Source organism: Leptospira ainazelensis, assembly GCF_016918785.1.
GTDB classification, from domain to species: Bacteria; Spirochaetota; Leptospiria; order Leptospirales; family Leptospiraceae; genus Leptospira; species Leptospira ainazelensis.
This window is the reverse complement of the sequence record NZ_JAFFPT010000065.1, coordinates 1-17,351: the sequence shown is the minus strand read 5'-3', so window position 1 is coordinate 17,351 and position 17,351 is coordinate 1. Positions and strand designations below refer to the sequence as shown.

General features: G+C 43.8%; 15 protein-coding genes. 6 read left to right on the top strand and 9 right to left on the bottom strand.

Features of this window, described 5'->3' with window-relative positions:
• The first annotated feature begins 670 nt into the window (after nucleotides 1–670).
• From JWG44_RS15115 to JWG44_RS15100, 4 genes are read left to right on the top strand one after another with little or no spacing between them, the layout of a single operon-like run.
• The gene (locus JWG44_RS15115) at nucleotides 671–2,695 is read left to right on the top strand and encodes an ATP-dependent helicase (protein WP_205275844.1); all 2,025 of its coding nucleotides are present in this window, start codon (nucleotides 671–673) and stop codon (nucleotides 2,693–2,695) included.
• Between the two features lies 1 nt (nucleotide 2,696).
• Complete coding sequence (locus JWG44_RS15110) at nucleotides 2,697–3,341, top strand: tetratricopeptide repeat protein (RefSeq protein WP_232371671.1); 645 nt, start codon at nucleotides 2,697–2,699, stop codon at nucleotides 3,339–3,341.
• Nucleotides 3,245–5,569, top strand: coding sequence for an LIC_12586 family protein (locus JWG44_RS15105; RefSeq protein ID WP_232371670.1), 2,325 nt, complete (start codon nucleotides 3,245–3,247; stop codon nucleotides 5,567–5,569). The genes JWG44_RS15110 and JWG44_RS15105 overlap by 97 nt, the downstream gene beginning before the upstream one ends.
• Nucleotides 5,539–5,952, top strand: a complete 414-nt coding sequence (locus JWG44_RS15100; RefSeq protein WP_205275843.1) for a hypothetical protein — start codon at nucleotides 5,539–5,541, stop codon at nucleotides 5,950–5,952. Before JWG44_RS15105 ends, JWG44_RS15100 begins: the two co-directional genes overlap by 31 nt.
• A 156-nt stretch (nucleotides 5,953–6,108) precedes the next feature.
• Here JWG44_RS15100 and lpxB read toward each other — a convergent pair whose 3' ends face one another.
• From lpxB to ruvA, 8 genes are all read right to left on the bottom strand, one after another.
• Nucleotides 6,109–7,374: a lipid-A-disaccharide synthase gene (gene lpxB, locus JWG44_RS15095; protein ID WP_205275842.1), complete on the bottom strand. Its 1,266-nt coding sequence runs from the start codon at nucleotides 7,372–7,374 to the stop codon at nucleotides 6,109–6,111.
• A complete protein-coding gene (locus tag JWG44_RS15090; RefSeq protein WP_205275841.1) occupies nucleotides 7,328–8,176 on the bottom strand; it encodes an LpxI family protein in 849 nt (282 codons plus the stop codon). Before JWG44_RS15090 ends, lpxB begins: the two co-directional genes overlap by 47 nt.
• 6 nt (nucleotides 8,177–8,182) lie before the next feature.
• Nucleotides 8,183–8,419, bottom strand: a complete 237-nt coding sequence (locus JWG44_RS15085; RefSeq protein ID WP_205275840.1) for an FmdB family zinc ribbon protein — start codon at nucleotides 8,417–8,419, stop codon at nucleotides 8,183–8,185.
• Between the two features lie 42 nt (nucleotides 8,420–8,461).
• The gene (locus JWG44_RS15080; protein WP_205275839.1) at nucleotides 8,462–9,895 is read right to left on the bottom strand and encodes an SH3 domain-containing protein; all 1,434 of its coding nucleotides are present in this window, start codon (nucleotides 9,893–9,895) and stop codon (nucleotides 8,462–8,464) included.
• A 19-nt stretch (nucleotides 9,896–9,914) separates the two neighbouring features.
• Nucleotides 9,915–11,492, bottom strand: a complete 1,578-nt coding sequence (locus tag JWG44_RS15075) for a TolC family protein (RefSeq protein ID WP_205275838.1) — start codon at nucleotides 11,490–11,492, stop codon at nucleotides 9,915–9,917.
• Between the two features lie 46 nt (nucleotides 11,493–11,538).
• Entirely contained in the window at nucleotides 11,539–12,414 is an 876-nt protein-coding gene (gene sucD / locus JWG44_RS15070) for a succinate--CoA ligase subunit alpha (protein WP_069606686.1), read from the bottom strand.
• A gap of 12 nt (nucleotides 12,415–12,426) precedes the next feature.
• The gene (sucC, locus tag JWG44_RS15065) at nucleotides 12,427–13,599 is read right to left on the bottom strand and encodes an ADP-forming succinate--CoA ligase subunit beta (RefSeq protein ID WP_205275837.1); all 1,173 of its coding nucleotides are present in this window, start codon (nucleotides 13,597–13,599) and stop codon (nucleotides 12,427–12,429) included.
• A gap of 605 nt (nucleotides 13,600–14,204) precedes the next feature.
• Nucleotides 14,205–14,846, bottom strand: coding sequence for a Holliday junction branch migration protein RuvA (gene ruvA / locus JWG44_RS15060; RefSeq protein ID WP_205275836.1), 642 nt, complete (start codon nucleotides 14,844–14,846; stop codon nucleotides 14,205–14,207).
• Between the two features lie 169 nt (nucleotides 14,847–15,015).
• On the opposite strand from ruvA, the gene JWG44_RS22480 reads away from it, so the two are divergent.
• Nucleotides 15,016–15,141: a hypothetical protein gene (locus JWG44_RS22480; protein ID WP_269752213.1), complete on the top strand. Its 126-nt coding sequence runs from the start codon at nucleotides 15,016–15,018 to the stop codon at nucleotides 15,139–15,141.
• Nucleotides 15,142–15,703: 562 nt separating this feature from the next.
• On the opposite strand, the gene JWG44_RS15055 is transcribed toward JWG44_RS22480, so the two are convergent.
• Complete coding sequence (locus tag JWG44_RS15055; protein WP_205275936.1) at nucleotides 15,704–16,750, bottom strand: MBL fold metallo-hydrolase; 1,047 nt, start codon at nucleotides 16,748–16,750, stop codon at nucleotides 15,704–15,706.
• Nucleotides 16,751–17,076: 326 nt separating this feature from the next.
• Here JWG44_RS15055 and JWG44_RS15050 point away from each other — a divergent pair, with 326 nt between their 5' ends.
• A complete protein-coding gene (locus JWG44_RS15050; RefSeq protein ID WP_205275835.1) occupies nucleotides 17,077–17,346 on the top strand; it encodes a hypothetical protein in 270 nt (89 codons plus the stop codon).
• The last annotated feature ends 5 nt before the right edge of the window (nucleotides 17,347–17,351 follow it).

Genomic DNA, 17,351 nt, shown 5'->3' with positions numbered 1-17,351 from the left:
AAGTGGAGAGGGGAAGGAGGACGATTCAAAGAGGTTCTTTTTGTAGGAGTTCCTACAAAGGAGGAGAGGAGAATTTGTCCTTGCAAAATTACGGTTTTCTGATAGAGAAAAGTCGCCCGGATTTTTTCCCGCCACCTCACCCCTCCACCCAAGGTCAGGGTGGGGCGCGCGCATTTCACGGAGGGTTGTCGTAATTCCGACAAATCCGGCTTCAGTCCTAAATAGCCGATGGATAAGAATCCGGTTCGTCTGTATTTCCTCGCCAAAAAATTAGAAGAGGACTCGCTTGAGGACGGTCCCCAAGAGGTTTTTTTTGTAGGAGTTCCAACAAGGGAGGCGAGGAGAATTTGTCCTTGCAAAATTAGAGTTTTCTGATAGAGAAAAGTCGGCCGGGTTTTTTCCCGCCACCTCTCCTCCACCACCCAATCAGGGTGGGGCGCGCTCATTTCACAGTGGACGTCGGAATTCCGACAAGGTTTCCGTTGGTCTTTTTTTTTGAGGTGAAACGCTCTCATTCTCGTCTCCATTCTTTTCTAACCTCTCTTTTTCTCCAAGAGAGAAATCGGAGAAAGAAGAAGGTCGGAACTCCGATTCTCATCGTTCGTTCTTTAGAATTTCAAGCGTACAGGATTGACAGAATCCTTCCCGCTCTGATTATGTCACATGTCCCATGAAGCTCAATCCTGAACAGGAAAAGGCGGTCCGCCACGTAGACGGCCCGATTCTAATATTTGCCGGAGCCGGTTCCGGAAAAACCCGCGTTATCTCCAATCGAATCGCACATTTGATCGAGAACGCGGGAGTTTCCGCCGGTAAGATCGTCGCGCTTTCCTTTACTAACAAAAGTGCGAGAGAAATGGAAGAACGGGTTCGGAAGATGATTCCGAGGCAGAAGTTAAAGGGAATCGTTCTCTCTACGTTTCATTCCCTCGGCCTCAACATTCTTAAAAAACATATCGGGCTCATCGGATACAAACATCCTTTTCTTCTTCTCAATCAAAACGATCAGGAAGGTTTCGTAACTACATTACTGATTGCTAATAAAGTGGAACTCAAAAAAACTAAAGTTTCCGAAATTCTTGGAAAAATTTCCCGAATAAAAAATTCGGGTCCAAGTTACAGAGAATATCTGGATTCTTCCCTCGTGGAATCGGATCAGATCGCAAATCTCATCTTCGACAGTTATCAGACTTCTCTCAAAGAACAAAATTCCCTGGACTTCGACGATCTCATACTTCTTCCCGGAGTATTACTGAAAGAATTTCAAGAAGTAAGGGAAGAATATCATAAGAAGTTTCAGTATTTCATGGTCGACGAGTTTCAAGATACGAATCAAACTCAATACACTTTTTTAAGAGCGCTAATGGGTGAGAATCGAAATCTCTGCGTGGTAGGCGACGACGATCAGTCCATCTATGCGTTTCGAGGATCCGATCTCAGTTTGATTTTGAACTTCGAACAGGATTTTCCGGAAAGTAACGTTGTGCGTCTTTTGGAGAATTATCGATCTACCCAGGTCATCATTCAGGGAGCGAATTCGCTTATCAAAAACAATCTTTCCAGAAGATCGAAGGAACTTTTTTCATCCATTCCCGGAGGAAGAAAGATCCGCTACATAGAAAGAATGGACGAAAAGGACGAGGCTTCCTATGTCGTAGATTGTATTCGGGAAGAAATCATAAAGGATGCGAGAGTCGGAAGTCAGATCGCGATTCTTTTTAGAACGAATTTTCAGACACGACCTTTCGAGGAAGAACTCAGAAGCAGATCGATTCCATATAAACTCATCGGAGGATATAACTTCTTTGATCGAAAGGAAGTTCGGGATATGATATCCTACGTCCGTCTCATCGCAAACACAAGAGACGACGCTTCTCTTCTTCGTGTTTTGAATTATCCAAAACGGGGAATCGGTCCCGGAAGTATTTCTCTGATTCACGAGAAAGCGGGGCAGATGAAAGAATCCTTATACGAGATTCTTTTTCGGGTCTGTGAATCTCCCGATTTTATTCCCGGGTTACAAAAAAAGATCCAATCTGAAATTTATAATTTTGTAAACCTCATCGAGCGGACAAAAAAGAAATTCGCGACGATGCCGAAGATGTATCTCGCTTTTCGGGAATTCATCCAAGAAGTGGGAATCGAAAAAGAAATTCTTCTCGAAGAAAAGGACGAGAAGATCGCGAAGGCACGGACCTTCAATCTTTCCGAACTCGTAAACATGATGTCTTATTTTGAGGAAAATCACGATTCTCCCGAAAAACCGACTCTTTTTGATTTTATAAATCGACTCAATCTTCTTATGGAAGACGAGACTCCTTCCGATGATGATAAGGAAGACAATCGAGTCCAACTTCTTACGATTCATCAGTCCAAGGGACTCGAGTTTGACTCGGTTTATGTCGCCGGATTGGAGGAAGGAATTCTTCCGAACTCTCGAGTGTTAACCGAAGAATCGTCCGTAGACGAGGAGAGGCGTCTTCTCTACGTGGCTATGACCCGTGCAAGAAAGCATTTATGCTTGACAGGGGCCGCAAATCGACGCAAGTTTGGGGAGCAAATGGCTACCCAGGCCTCCCGGTTCTTGACGGAAATCGATCCGGAGACATTGGACTGGGTTTCCAATGAGGAATCCAGAGAGCAGGAGACGGCAGACTTCTTCGCTGAGCTGGAAAAATTGAAAACAGGATCGTAGAATGGCTTTAGATAAAAAAATACTGACTCTGGTAACAATATTTGTTCTTACCGCCTGTGCAAGCGGTCAGAAAACCGTGGATAACGGCGGTTCTCAAGAATCGGCGGTCCGCGCAAAAATTCAGGGAATCGATTCCCAGCTCTCCATACCTTTGGACGAAAAAAAACGTTCTTCTCTCCTTATGGAAAAGGCAAAACTTCTCCTGCAAATTGAATCTTATAAAGAAGCATCGATCGTTTTAAAAGAGATCCAAAGCTCGAAAGAAGGAAAGGGTCTGGAACATTTAGACCACTACCTTGGAACCGCTTATTTAGGAATCAACGATACCGAGAATGCGATCGTTCATTTTAGAAAATCGGAAACCGTGGATAAAAATTACGAATCCACAACTCGCAGAAAGATGTATGCAAAAGCTCTCTATCAAGAAGAGAAATACGGATTGGCTCTTGGAATCTTAGGACGCGCTTCGAGAGAAAAAGATTTTGAAAAAGACATTCTTTTCTACGAAACCGTAGCCAATAGTTTTATGAGAATCAAGGAATTCAAAAGATGCCAGATCGTTCTGGAAGAGGGTCTTCAGAAGTTTCCGGAAAGTCCGGTTCTAAAAGAGATCCAGGAAAAACTTTCTCAGGTTCTTCCAAGATAATTCGTTCTTTTCTTAACTTAACCTCAGTTCACCGGGTTTGGCAAAAGGCAAAGTCCTTAGCCCCCGGTGATTTCCTTCGTTTCCTCGGATCCTTCTTTGTTTTTTTAAAAGAAAATCGAAGAGTCAAATTTATCCTCATCGCCTTTGTTTTACTTCTGAGCGCTCACGCGATCATAGTCGAATCCGTCGGATACTATGTAAGAACTCGACTTTTGGATTTACGGGGGCTCAAAGAACTTTCCCGCAACTTTATCAACCAAGAACTTGGCCGCGCCGTAACACTCGGCGTGGTGGATTACGATTTTCCGAACGCCGTCGTTTTTGAAGACTTTCGAATTTCTTCCGAAGAAGACTTCGCCCTCAATCATATTCTATTCAGGACCAACAAGATTCAGTTTCGTCTCGGCGGATTGTGGAAGGGACAACCGTATATCAAAGGAATCGTGGTCAAAGATTCTTCCATAAATTTGGATCTTCAGGACGCGATCGCAGGAGAATTGATCGGTTACGTTCAGAAGATCAACATTCCCGAAATAAAACTGCTCAATACCACGATCACGATCTCCAAAGGCGGAGAAGAAGTATTAAACGCGATCAAAGGAATCGATATCGTCATCACCAAACAACCCGAAGGTGTGATCGTAAAGGTCAGCGATTCACTTTTTCCGTTTCCATATTCAAGATATATCCAGGGAACTTTCGAGACGAAGTTCAACTCCGAAGAATCCAAAAGTACATTCCATTTTCAGAATATAAAGGCCGAGAAAATACGCGGACTCTATTCCCTTTTCGGAAAAATTCTTTTGACGTCCGGAAAAATTTCGGGAGAATACGAAATTCTTCTCAATGGAAAAAAACTTTCGGTCAGAGGAAAAAATCAGTTCACAAACGTCTCCGGGAAAATTCAGCAGGAACTTCCTTTAGGTTTGAAAATTCCCGATCTAAAGGACGCGGATCTGACACACGAGATGGACCTCAAACTCGACGAGACCGGAGAAAAACAGATTCATACTTTCACAAAGGAAGAAAATTTATTTCGCATAACGTACGGACTCAATCTCAAAAAACTCGCGGTTTGGGAAATGTATGCGGATTGGAAGAATGTCAAAGAATTAAAATCCATCTTTCAACTTCCGGGCGATTTGGAAATTCTCGAAGGCCAACTCAACCTAAAGGGGAAATGGGAAGAAACGGGCAACTATAACGATTGGATCAAGAGCAACGTTTCCTTTAACCTTTTAGGATTTCACTGGAAGGATCCTTTTTTTGACGTTCGTTTGGATCAGGTGATCGCCAACGTTCTTCCCGGAAATATTTTGGAACTCAACGCCAAAGGGAATCTTTTTCAGGAAACTTTGGCCACATCGATTACGGGTAAAACCGGCTGGAAAAAATCTCCCCGTGCGAACGGCGCCTTTTTTTATCCTTTTTATAACGATTGGAAATGGGAATTACAATTGGATAGAATTTCGATTAAGGATTTTCTTCCCGTTTACCATTTTTGGAAAAATTGGGTTCGAACCGATATCCGAACAAGACAGGAAAAACTCATTCCTGAAATTCGATGGACCCGAACTCCATTTTACAAATATCTAATGGAGTATTTTACCGCTACGATTCACTGGAAACTCAAGTCTTTTCGATTTAAGGAAAAAGATCTGGGAAGAGTTACTCTCGACGGAAAAATCGTTCCATTCTTCTCCAGATTGGATCTGAAAGGATATCAGAACGATAAACCTTATATGGAAGGATTTACGAACTTCACCTTTGGCCAGGATAATCCTTACATGGATATCAGATTGAAGGTGACGGAAATGCCTTGGGAAGAACCGGTAAACGGTTTTTGCGGATCTTGGATCATCCCGGAATCGGTAACCGCCGACACTACGATCCGGCTTTTTGGAGACGACTTTTTAGCGCTTCATAATTCTTTGAATGTTTTGCATAACGTAAGTTTCAATCGTTCTCGGTTTCAAGACAAACGTTCCTTACCTTTGAATTTGAGGGAACCTTTCGACTTCGGTTACGAACACAATCTATTGCCGACGCTCTCTTATTATAGAAATATTTTTTGGAAGAATGAATCCGCCGACCTTACTGGTTACGGCGCTGTCGAACAAAATCGGATCCGGATCAGCGCAAACGGAAAACTCAACGAAACTTTTATCAGTCGAAAATTTAGGGAGGAAACAGGGGAATGCAAACTGGAATCAATCGGAGACAGATAATTCTTATTTCCTCCGGTGTAGCGCTTACGGTACTTTTGGGTTTTGGAATCTATCTTTATTTTTTCGGATTTTCAAATCAAGAATTCGGTCGAAAATCTTCCGCAAAAGTGGACTTGATCGGAACTTGGCGAGTGGCTCCGATTCATCCATCCGTTCAAATTCGTTTTTTGAGCGAGAGGGAAGCGGTTCTTTTGGAAGAACAAAAAGAAACAAAATTGTATCTTTTGGAAGACGGAGAGGGGCTTCAGCTCAGAAGAAGGGGAGAAGAAACCCCGAGCGGTTATTTTCTCTTTCGCGAACTCAAAACGAATACTTGGCAAGGACTCTGGGGAGAAGACCTTGTGGTCCTGAAAAGAATTTCCTCCGAGAATCAAACACGTTAGTCTTCCTGGTTTATTTGTGGCATCTTTTTCCTTTTTACGATCAAAGTTATTCCATCGTAAAAAGGTTTGGATCGGATCGAATGCCCGATTCCATGTAGAATCACGACGGATTTTTTTCGAATTTTTTGCTACGGCCCGCTGATAGAACTTCCGTTTTTACTTTCTCGGAATCCCCTTGATCAACTTTGTAATTTCTCTTGCGGCGTGTCTGGAAGAATTTTCGCTTCCGAGCGATTCCTTCACTTTGCGGATTTCTTCGATGGTCTTGTTTCGATACTTTTTGTTTTCGAGAAGGTCGATCGATTCCGCGACGATATGAGCCGGAGTACATTCAGCCTGCACCAATTCTCTGCAGATTTCTTTTCCCGAAAGAATGTTTACGAGTCCGATGTTCGGAGTTCTAATAAAAAGAGAACCGATCGTATACGTAAACATGCTGACTTTATAAAGGATCACCATCGGTTTTTCGAAATAAGCTACCTCTAACGTGGCGGTTCCGGACGTGACTAAAACGAGATCGGAGGTTTCGATGGCTCGAAGGGATCGATCAAAAAGATATTCGATTTTCAGGTGCTGATATTTTGTCTTGGCGATTTCGATCTGTTCGAGAATATACAATTCTTCTTTTTGATTGATATTCGGAAGTAAAAAGCGGACTTTCTTTTTTTCAAGCTCGTAGTGTTCGGAAAGTTTTCCCGCCGTCTCTAAAAGATCGTTTAAGATTCTTCTGATCTCTCCGCTTCTTGATCCCGGCATCAAAGTTACGATCGCGTGAAAATGAGTTTTGTCTTCGGGCTCTTCGATCGGAGCTTCTTTTCGGATTTTTTCTCGGAGACGAACCGCTAACGGATGTCCCACAAATTCGCAAGGAACTCCGTAACGATCGTAGATTTCTTTTTCAAAAGGAAATAGGACGAGCATAAGGTCGATCGTTTCTCGGATTCCATAAATTCGATTGAACTTCCAGGCCCAGAGCTGAGGGGAAACATAAAAGACGACGGTAATTCCGAGTTTTTTGAGTTCTTTTGCAAGTCGAAGATTGAAGCCCGGATAATCGATCAGGATGGCGTGTGTGCAATTTTTTTCCACGGCCGCATCAAGAAGTCTTCCGATCAGAGTTTTTAAGAATCTATATTTAAAAAGAATCGCGGAGAATCCGATGATGGAAAGTTCTTCCATGGATTCTATGGAATGAAATCCTTCCTCGATCATTCTTTCCCCGCCGACCCCGAACGTTTCCAGTTCCGGAAAATTTTTTTTGAGTTCTCGGATCAGTTCTCCGCCCAAGAGATCCCCCGAATGTTCTCCGGCGAGCATTAGAATTTTCGGATCCTCTTTTTTTAGAGTGGTCTCCTCTCGTTTGGACACGGGTTGGCTACTGGATTTTTTTGGTTGTGGAGTTGATTTTCGTAAGGTTGCCATTGCCGATGCTCAAGATGTGAATTTTCAGTTTTTCTGCAAGGTTTATAAATTCTTTTGGATGGACGATGATCGTTTCTCCGGTTCTTAGGGCGAGGGTCCCGCAGTTGCTCTCGTGCATGATTCGCAAGGTTTCTTCCCCCACCGTGGGAAGATCAAAACGATCGTCTTGGTGAAGTTTCGAACTCTTACAAACGATCGCCTTTCCCTTTTTAGCGAAGGAACCGCCTCTGCGAATCGCCTGATCGGTTCCCTCCACCGCCTCGACGGCGAGAACCGATTTGTCGAGAACTACGACCGTTTGGCCGATATCGAGACCCGCCATCTTTTCCGCGTAGTCCATTCCAAAAGCGACGTCCTCTAATTCTTTTTTGTTGAGGGCTTTTTTTGTAAATCTTCCTTCGGGAAGAAAGAGGGATTTTAAGAATGTCTTTTGAGAGATGATCGTAATCTTTTCTTTTGCGAACTCGTCCGATACGGTCTTAAAAATGGAGTAGTCGTGTTTGTTGACCATACGCGCTAAAAGACTGATTGCCTTGAGATCGAACTTTAGATTTTTAAAGATGATTTCTTTTTTGACCTTTCCCAAAAGAAGAAGCCGATCTATATTCTGTTGTTTGCATATCTTCATCAAGGTCCCGATTTTTACGATGTGAATCGGGTAGTTGCGGTCCGCGTATTCTCCGACTTCGAATTCGGATTCTATGATGGAGAGTAAAAGGGGATCTTCGCCGGCGGAGAGGGCTTCCCTCATTCCTATATGCGGAAGTTCTCCGGCGCCCGCAAGAATTCCTAATCTTCCCACTAAACTTTAGTCCGAAGAAGAAGCGGACGAAGTCGCGGAGGATTCTCCGGAACCGCTTTTTTTGTAGTCGGTCACGTAAAATCCGGTTCCTTTGAAGATGATTCCTGAACCGTTGGAGATCATTCTATCGACTTCTCCTTTTTTTCCGCAGAGAGGACAATCCCGGATCGGATCGTCTTTCATGGAATGGAACTCCTCGAAAGTTTGTCCACAGGCTTTACATTTGTAGTCGTATGTCGGCATTTTGATTCTCTCTATTAGAATTTTCTAATTTATGATTGCTGTTCACGGAATAAACTTAAACTGAAAAACGCTCACGCTCGCATCCCCGTTCTCCCTCGCCATCGGAAGACAAAGTCTCCATCGGATCCCGGAACTTGCGTCGATCGGATCCAAGGAATCGATTCCTGAAAGAACCTTTTTTTCCGAGAGTGTAAGCCCGGCGTTAAAACCGGAACCGGCGTTTTGAACGTTTAGACGGAATCTTTTCTTGGAAAAATTATCTCCCGTGATATAACGGTTTCGATTGATGGAAATACTTTCCTTATCGATTGAAATTTCAAAGGCTTTGTTTAAATCTCCGGGCGAACCGGCAAATAAGGTAAAGAGCGGAATACTTTCATCGCCGCCTAAAAAGGAAACGTAAAATTCCAGATCCCGAAAGGGTTCTTCCACGCTGCGACAAACGGAGTCGTATTTATTTTTGGAAGAATGCAGAACGATCCCGGTATCACCGTCTAACGCGATCTTTTCGGTGGGATGGTATTCTCCCTGAAATCCGAATGGAGGAGAGGATTCTTTCCAGGACTCGAAGTCCCAGACGGGGGCCCTGTCCATCGTGCGAAAGGATTCTTCCACGGATTGAGAAATGGTCAGATCGGATGAAACGTTTTTTAAGAATCCTGAGAAGATCCAGCCGACCGTTCCGTTTCGGAGATCCAAAACCTGATTCCAATTCCCGCGTTTGCCGGCGATCGTTTCGGTGCGAGAATCCCGATCCAGAATAAAAACGATTTCTCCGCCTTTGAATTGAAAGGCGATCGGATTTTCGGTTCCCGGACCCGTTCTTACGTTTAGATTTTTTCCTTCGATCTCCGCCTTACTGGCGCTAAACGGAGAATCCTCTCTTCCCGAAAAGTATTCGAGAAGTTTGGAAAGTTTAGACCTTCCGTTTTCATCCAATTCTTTCGCGGAGCCCGACGCGAGCGATTTCAGAAGGGCTTGGTTGTATTCGTTGTAGAGCGGAAGAGGGTTGGAAGAAATCAATTTTGTCAGGTGACGGGAAAGGACATCGGAGGTTTCGTATTCCGCACCGAGGGTCAATTTTTTACAAAGCGCTCTGGTTTTGAGAAAGGATCCGTCGGGAAGAAAGGAAAAAAAACGATCTTCAAACGTGAAGATCGTTCTTCCGGAAACTTCCCGTTTCGTAAATTTCAGTCCCGATTTTTCGGAGAATTTCTGAGCGAGTTTCTCTTTTTTTTCGGCAGGAAGAATCAATAAGGAAGAATTGAATTCAGCCAATGCCATCGAGGCAAACGAATAGTCCTCTAAATCCGGATCTTTCTTTTTTAAGACCTCTAAGAGAACATCTTCCCAGTTTCCTTTGGAAAAATTTCTATAAACGGAATCCGTTTTCCGAGTCAGGAATTTCCAGATGAGAAATCCGAAAAGAATGGAAACAAAAACGACGCCGAGGAAAACAAAAAAACTCTTTCTCAAGTCCTACCCCGGCTTTGGATCAATTTAAGTTCGGAATCAGCTTATCTCGATCCACTTGAAAGCGTTCGAGAAGGGCGTTTTTTGCGAGATAGTATCTGAGAAGATCGATGTTAAAGTTCACTCTTGCTTGCGTCAGACGAAGCTGATCCTGCACATGAGTGTCTAACGCGTTCTTTACGGAAACCGCGTCGGCCCGGCCTTGACGGAAACTTCTTAAAACTCCGTTGTAGTAGTTTTCGGTTTCTCTTTCCGTGATGATATTGTTTTTATAAATTCTATGACTTGCTTCCAGAGCTTCGATTCTTGTTTTTACGTCGTCTCTGACTTCGTTTTTTAGATCTTCTTCTTTTAGAGTCGCCTGACGCATCGAAATGTTTGCGTCCCTTACTCCGGCGTAAATCCCTTTGTCCGCCAACGGATAGACAAAGTTCATTTGTCCGGTCCATTCTTTGTATTTTGCAGTTGTGATTCCGTTCGTATTATCGGTGTAGTTTTCCTGCGGAGAAATGATGTTCTGAGATTGACTCGCTCCCGTTCCGGAAATCGTCAGCGTAGGGAGTCTGTCGTTATTCGCGTTTTTCAAAGCCGCTTCCGCGATTTCTTTTTGTTTGAGTGCGTTTAAAAAATCAGCTCTGTGTTTGTATGCGTATTCGAGATCTTTGGAATAATCCGGTTTTTCGGTGAGTTCTTCTAAAAGATTGGTTTCCTCCGAAAGGGAAGTTCCTTCGGGAATTTTCAGAGAACGAACGAGTTTTCTCTTCGCTTCTTCTTTTTGCACAACCGCCGTTTCCAATTGGTTTTCAGCCTGTGCGAGAAGTGCGTTCCATTGATTGACTTCGAAACCTTCGGAAAGTCCGAGGCCTTGTTTGCGGATCGTAAGATTGCGGATATTTTTCGTATTTTCTACGAGTTGTTTGTAGGTTTTTACGGCTTGGGTTTTGATCGAGTAGTCCCAGAAGTCCACGAGAGAATCCACGATGACTCCGGAAATTTGCTGAGATACTTGATTTTTTGAGATCTCGGCTTGAGATTCTAAAATTTTGACTTCGTTTCTTCCCTTATAACCAAAAGAGTTTTTGAGAAGATCCTGGCTGATCGTAGCTCTTACAAACCCCGTGTAAAGAGGAGGAATTCCTAAAGAAGAAAATCCTGCGGGAGTTGTAGCCGCGTTTTCAAATGCGTTCGAGTCGAATCTTCTGGTTCCCGCTTCAACCTTGAAATAAGTTCCGGTGGTCTGAAGCATTTTTTCGATCCCACCCTTGATGGTATCGTCCGAAATTTTGGTTCCTGTGAGGAGGTTTGCTTGGTTGAAAGGAAGAATCGACTGACTGGATTTTCCGTCGGCTACCAATCTCCAAGAATACTTCGAATCGTTTTTGAGAAAGTTCGTATCGGATTTCGCCAATTCGTAACGAAGGTTTTGTAAACTATAATTGCTTTCCAGCGCCCTTTTGACGGTTTCTTCCGTCGTGAGTTTGAGGGTATCGTTGGCCGCGAGAGAGAAGGTTTGAAGAAGAACGAAACTTCCCAAGAGAATTCTCCCGAGGTTCTTTGTTCTTAGAATCCTATGATTTGAATTTTGTACTTTTTGATCCATTTCGTTACTCCTTCTGTTCTGGAACCCTTGTAAGAATAGACCTTGGTTAACCCAGAGCCTTCTTCATTTTTTCTCCAACTTCTGCGATGGATTGGCAAACGTGGATTCCCGCTTCCTGCATCGCTTTCATTTTGGAAGAAGCCGTTCCCAGCCCTCCGCTGATGATCGCACCCGCGTGTCCCATTCTTTTGCCCGGAGGAGCCGTTTGACCAGCAATAAAGCCTACAACCGGCTTTTTTACGTAATTTTTGATGTATTCTGCGGCTTCTTCTTCGGAAGTTCCGCCGATTTCACCGATCATCACGATTCCCTTGGTTTCAGGGTCTTCGTTGAGAAGTTTGATCGCTTCCGTGTGGTTCATACCGGGAACGGGATCTCCTCCGATTCCGATACAAGTGGACTGACCTAAACCTTGTTTTGTGATCTGCGCTACGGATTCGTAAGTCAAGGTTCCGGAACGGGAAACGATTCCCACTGAACCCGGGCTATGAATAAAACCCGGCATAATTCCCAGTTTTTGTTTTGCGCGAGGAGTGATCACTCCCGGACAATTCGGCCCCACGAGTCTGGTTTTAGAATTTCTAAGAACGCTGTAAACCTTGAGCATGTCGTGTGTAGGAATTCCTTCGGTGATACAGATTACGAGAGGAAGTTCCGCAAGAATTCCTTCAATGATCGCGTCTGCCGCAAAAGCGGGAGGAACAAAAATCACGGCTGCGTTTACGCCTTCATTCTTAACGGAATCATGGATCGTGTTAAAAACGGGAACCTTGTCTTCCCATTTAGAACCGCCCTTTCCCGGGGTTACTCCGGCAACCACTTTGGTTCCGTAAGCTAACATCTGAGTTGCGTGGAAAGAACCTTCCTTACCGGTGATTCCTTGAACTACAACCTTTGTATTTTCATCAACTAATACTGCCATGTGTGTTCTCTCTTATTGAATCAATTTGGCAATCGTACTTGCCGCTTCACGGAGGTCGTCGACTCCGGTAATTTTGAGTCCGCTCTTATTGAGGACTTCTCTTCCGAGTTCCGAGTTGGTTCCTTGAAGACGAACCACGAGAGGAACTTTGAGATCCACAGCCTTCGCAGCTTCGATGATTCCTTCCGCGACCATATCGCAACGAACGATTCCACCGAAGATGTTTACGAAGATTCCCTTTACGTTCGGATCTCCTAGGATGATTTTGAATCCGTTGGTAACGGTGGTCTTACTCGCTCCACCTCCCACGTCGAGGAAGTTTGCGGGTTCTGCTCCTGCGATTTTTACGATGTCCATCGTCGCCATCGCAAGTCCGGCTCCGTTTACCATACAACCGATGTTTCCGTCTAACTTCACGTAGTTGAGGTTGAACTCGGAAGCCTGGACTTCGAGAGGATCCTCTTCCGTTACGTCGCGGAACGAAGCGTTGTCGGAATGACGGTAGAGTGCGTTTTCATCCAGATCCATTTTGCAGTCGCCCGCAACGATTTCATTCTGTTTGGTAAGAATGAGAGGATTGATTTCTAAAAGAGATGCGTCTTCTTTGATATAAGCTTCGTAGATTGCGAAGAGAAGATTTTGGAAAGATTTATGAGATTCGATCGGAAGTCCGAGTTCGAAGGCAAGTTGTCTTGCTTGATTGAGTTGGAGACCGATTCCGGGATCCACCGCGAGTTTGAGGATTTTTTCCGGATGAGTTTCCGCAACTTCTTCGATTTCCATTCCACCTTCCGTAGAGGCCATGATGATGGTCTTACGAATGGAACGATCGAGGAGGATACTCAGATAGTATTCCTTTGCGATGTCGATTCCTTGTTCCAGATAAACTTTTAGGACTTTTTTTCCTTCGGGTCCGGTTTGAGGAGTGATGAGTTGCATACCGAGGATTTTGTCGATTGCGGCTAATGCATCTTCTTTTGTTTTGGTAACCTTAACTCCGCCGCCTTTACCGCGTCCACCGGCGTGGATTTGCGCTTTTACAACTACTACGGAACCTTCGGTTGCGTAGGTGACTTCGTCGTGGGCTTTGGATCCGTTTTCTTTATTATCGATAACGACCCCAAAAGGTACGTTGGCTTTATGCCTTCTCAGGATTTCTTTTGCCTGATACTCGTGAATTTTCATGAATTAACCTTCATTGAACTTAGTTCAGTGCTTTTAGTAGGAGGAACAGTTTTCTCTAAATTTATAATGTTTTAGGCGGGAACTTTGGTGTCAGTAAAAAATTCGGGAGAATCTTCGTTTGCCGGTCGGGAGTTTGTTGCTTCTTTCTTTTTTGAGTCAGGAATGGATCGACCCTTGGTGAGGATTTTTGGAGAAGAATTTTGAATTTGGGAGTTCCTACTTTGAGGGAATGTTTTGAAATCTGCACTTCGGTCTTTTTCGAGAATTGGTTCGTGAAACGAAATTTTGTTGGAACTCCAATTTTAGAACCTTGTATTCGAAGAAGGACGTTTTGTTTTCTGGAATGTAGGAACTCCCTCGCAAGAAAGACGCCTAAAAAACGAACCGCCAAAGGATTTTTGTCCGGGAAAAGAATCCGATTCTTCTGATAAGAAATGCTCGGACTGAAACGTAGGAACTCCTATCCAACGAAATTTTTAGTTTTTGGAACGGAGGTCGGATTCTTCCCTGGTTTCCAAAAAAAGTAGGAACTCTCACAGAAATTGAATTTCGCTCTGGAACAGTTTCTTTCGAAGTTCCTGAGAAAAGTAGGAACTCTCACACTTTTAGAGTTCTTTCAGAATTGCGCGGATGATTTCACCCGGGTCGGTTTCCGGAGAACGTTTCAAAGTCTTTTCCACTTCCTTTACGGCGGTCTTTTCATCAAAACCGAGTTGGACGAGTCCTAAAATGGCGGTCTCCTTTCTTCGAGAGGCCGCGGCCTCTTCCGGAGTGGAAGTGGAAGAATCCAAAGAAATCGAAGTTCCCTTGGGAGGAGCTCCGGAAAGAAAGAGTTCCAACTTTTTTAGATTCTGTTTTACTTCAAAAAAGATCTTTTCCGAGGTTTTTCCTTTTACCTTGGGAATTTTCTCGAGTTCCTTGGCTTCTCCGGATTGTGCGATTCGATAGAGATCTTCCGCGGAAAAGAAGGAAAGGATTTTGAGGGCCGTCAACTCGCCGATTCCTTGAAGCCCTTTCATCACTTTGAAGAATTCTTTGTCTTGTTCGGTTAAGAATCCGAACAGCCTCTGTCCTCTCTCGCTCATCGCGTGAAAGATGTGAAGATGAATTTCTTTCGAAGAGGAAAGGCTTTTGAGTTCGAGATAGGTTTTGAAAGAGATCGTGATTTCGTAAGTGATTCCACCCGTTTCGAGATGTGCGAATCCTACTTCTAATTTTCTAAGATTTCCTTTCAGGCCTGAGATCATATCCTCCCATCCGTTCATTCGGAGTCGGATCGTAAAGATAAATTTCCGAGACGATTTGAAAGTTCTCGAGAGTTTTTTTGTGCAAAGGCGCAATCTCGTTTTTGTAAGGGCAAAAAATTCTTCAAAAAATTATACCTTTCGTCATTTCTCGGAAGGAGAAGAGAAAAGAATGAAAGATCTATTTTTTAAAATCGAAGTGTTTGTTTTGAAAGCGCTTGGATCAGAATATAAAAGAATTCTTATATTCTTGAGGATTATATTGTATCGCCGAGATTTTATTTCCAAAGGACTTTAAGTCCGCTTTTGCGGTCAGATTTTCGGATCAGATCCGAGACCATTTTAAAACCCTCGATGGAAACCGTTTTTACAACACTGAGAAAATTCGAAATAAAAGCGCCGGAGGAGTTCATACAGATTACGTCCTTTTAGCGTTTGATGAAGGACTTTGTCTTCGGTAAATTTTCATGGGAGTTCCCACATTTTTGTGAAACTCAGTGTATGCCCTCGACGAGTTTTGGGGAAAACCCAAAGTTTGTCGGAATCATCTAAGGAAATTTTAGGGAACCGGGGTTTGTTTTTCTCATTTTCCAAATTCTCCTTACGGAATAAAAAGTAGGAACTCTTACACCGGTCTCTTCGATTTTTGCCTCGTCTCAGACGTTTGTTTGCCAACAAAGAGAAGAATTTCCTAAAAGCCTTTCCCAAACGTGGGAACTCCTTCGTTTTTTATAAACGATCCAATCTCACGAAAAGCAAAAGATATTGGAATGAACTTTTTCAGAACTCCGTTTGTCGAAAGAATTTTTTTCGACCCGAAATCTCTCTTTCAAAAAAGGGCGCCGGTAAAATCGACCTTTTTACAAGTCGATGACTTCTCCGATCGTCCAGACCTTTACGGGAGTAGTCTCTTTTTTTTCGGATTGTATTTTTTTGAGATAAAGAGCCGCCTCCGAAGGAAGATCGTCTCCAAGAGGAAAGGTTCCCCAGTGAATCGGGAGAAGAAGAGAAGATTGAAGAATTTTCCCCGCCTCCAAGGCTTCTTTCGGACCGATATGAGCCGGTTCCATAAACCATCTCGGTTTGAAAGCTCCGATCGGAAGAACCGTTGCGGAAAAACCCCTTGGAAATTTTTTCTCAATTTCGGAAAAATGTTTTGAGAATCCCGTGTCACCGCCAAAGTAAATTCGAATACTCTCAAATTCGAATGCGTAACTTCCCCAGTGATATTGGTTCATATCGGTAAGCCCCATTCTGCTCCAGTGTTGAGCCGGAAGAAAATGGATCTTTGTTCCCGCATATTCGAAAACGGACCACCATTCTTGAACTACCGTATTCTCAAAACCTTCCTCTTTTGCAAATTCTCTCATTCCCGAAGGAAGATGGATCGTAACTTCCGGAAATAGTTTCTGAATTTTTTTGATCGAGTCTATGTCGAGATGATCCCTGTGTGCGTGACTGACGGCGACGATATCCACACCCGGAAGATTCTCCGGTTGAATCGGAAGTTCGGTAAGTCGTTTAACAAAAGGCGGAATTCCGGTAAAGATCGGATCTGTAAGAATGTGCATTCTTTTTCCGTGAAAGTTTGCAGCAATCCAGACGGTCGCGTGACCAAGCCAGATGATTCTTACCTTTCCTTCCGGAGCTAAAAAATCCTCTCTGGTTCTCGGAAGAACCTCGGGAACCTTTGCGAGATTTCCGTCTGCGGTCGGCGGATCCACCGGTCCCAAAATTTTCCATCGGAGGACCGAAAAAAAACTCTTATTCAGTCTTTCGTCTTCTTCGAGATTGTGATACTTTCCGTCTCGAAAGTGGGAGGAACGAACCCGGTCCGGATCAATCGGAAAACAGGAATCAAAGAGAATCAGGACGTTTAGAAAGACAAAAAAAGGTTTTATGAACATGGATTTGAGAATTCGAACCCTGAGTTTTTCACCAGGTTCCTGAATTGCTCGAGTAATACCAATCTTCTTTCGAAAAAGAGCGAAACTGCCCGTAAAACCGTGAGAATTCGAGTCGGAAAGAAGTCGATCGCAGGGAAAAATCCGGGAATTTCGTGCAAAACATTTTTTCGGAGTTTCCAAAGTCGACTTTCGATTCTTGATTCCTGAAAAGAGATTGTTCATTCCGAAAGCGGGTTTGTTCCGCTTTTTCTATTTCCTTTCCATTTTCGCGTGATAATTTTTTGACTGAGAGGAATAACTTTTTCCTCTTCTAAAGGAGAACTCTCGTGAAACTCATCACACATTTTCAAATCTCTCTCGCGGCTTTTGCCCTCGCCATTCTCTCCTGTTCCAATCTTGGTTTGGATCAGGATAAGGAAAAAAAAGAGGACGATAAGAAAAAATGCAATAGCGCCGTAGCTACATACTTGGCCTGTAATTCCTCCAATCCCACAATGGGAGCTTGTGATTCCCTTTATCTGGGCGTCCTTGCTATCTGCGCAAGCGGAGGCGGATCCGGAAGTTCAGGCGGCGGCGGGGGAGGCGGAGGATATTGATCCTT

Excerpts from the sequence above, each read along its gene's own strand:
- JWG44_RS15115 (WP_205275844.1), top strand. The coding sequence starts at position 671 with ATGAAGCTCAATCCTGAACAGGAAAAGGCGGTCCGCCACGTAGACGGC.
- JWG44_RS15110 (WP_232371671.1), top strand. The coding sequence starts at position 2,697 with ATGGCTTTAGATAAAAAAATACTGACTCTGGTAACAATATTTGTTCTT.
- JWG44_RS15105 (WP_232371670.1), top strand. The coding sequence starts at position 3,245 with ATGCCAGATCGTTCTGGAAGAGGGTCTTCAGAAGTTTCCGGAAAGTCC.
- JWG44_RS15100 (WP_205275843.1), top strand. The coding sequence starts at position 5,539 with ATGCAAACTGGAATCAATCGGAGACAGATAATTCTTATTTCCTCCGGT.
- lpxB (WP_205275842.1), bottom strand. The coding sequence starts at position 7,374 with ATGGCAACCTTACGAAAATCAACTCCACAACCAAAAAAATCCAGTAGC.
- JWG44_RS15085 (WP_205275840.1), bottom strand. The coding sequence starts at position 8,419 with ATGCCGACATACGACTACAAATGTAAAGCCTGTGGACAAACTTTCGAG.
- JWG44_RS15075 (WP_205275838.1), bottom strand. The coding sequence starts at position 11,492 with ATGGATCAAAAAGTACAAAATTCAAATCATAGGATTCTAAGAACAAAG.
- sucD (WP_069606686.1), bottom strand. The coding sequence starts at position 12,414 with ATGGCAGTATTAGTTGATGAAAATACAAAGGTTGTAGTTCAAGGAATC.
- sucC (WP_205275837.1), bottom strand. The coding sequence starts at position 13,599 with ATGAAAATTCACGAGTATCAGGCAAAAGAAATCCTGAGAAGGCATAAA.
- ruvA (WP_205275836.1), bottom strand. The coding sequence starts at position 14,846 with ATGATCTCAGGCCTGAAAGGAAATCTTAGAAAATTAGAAGTAGGATTC.
- JWG44_RS22480 (WP_269752213.1), top strand. The coding sequence starts at position 15,016 with ATGAAAGATCTATTTTTTAAAATCGAAGTGTTTGTTTTGAAAGCGCTT.
- JWG44_RS15055 (WP_205275936.1), bottom strand. The coding sequence starts at position 16,750 with ATGTTCATAAAACCTTTTTTTGTCTTTCTAAACGTCCTGATTCTCTTT.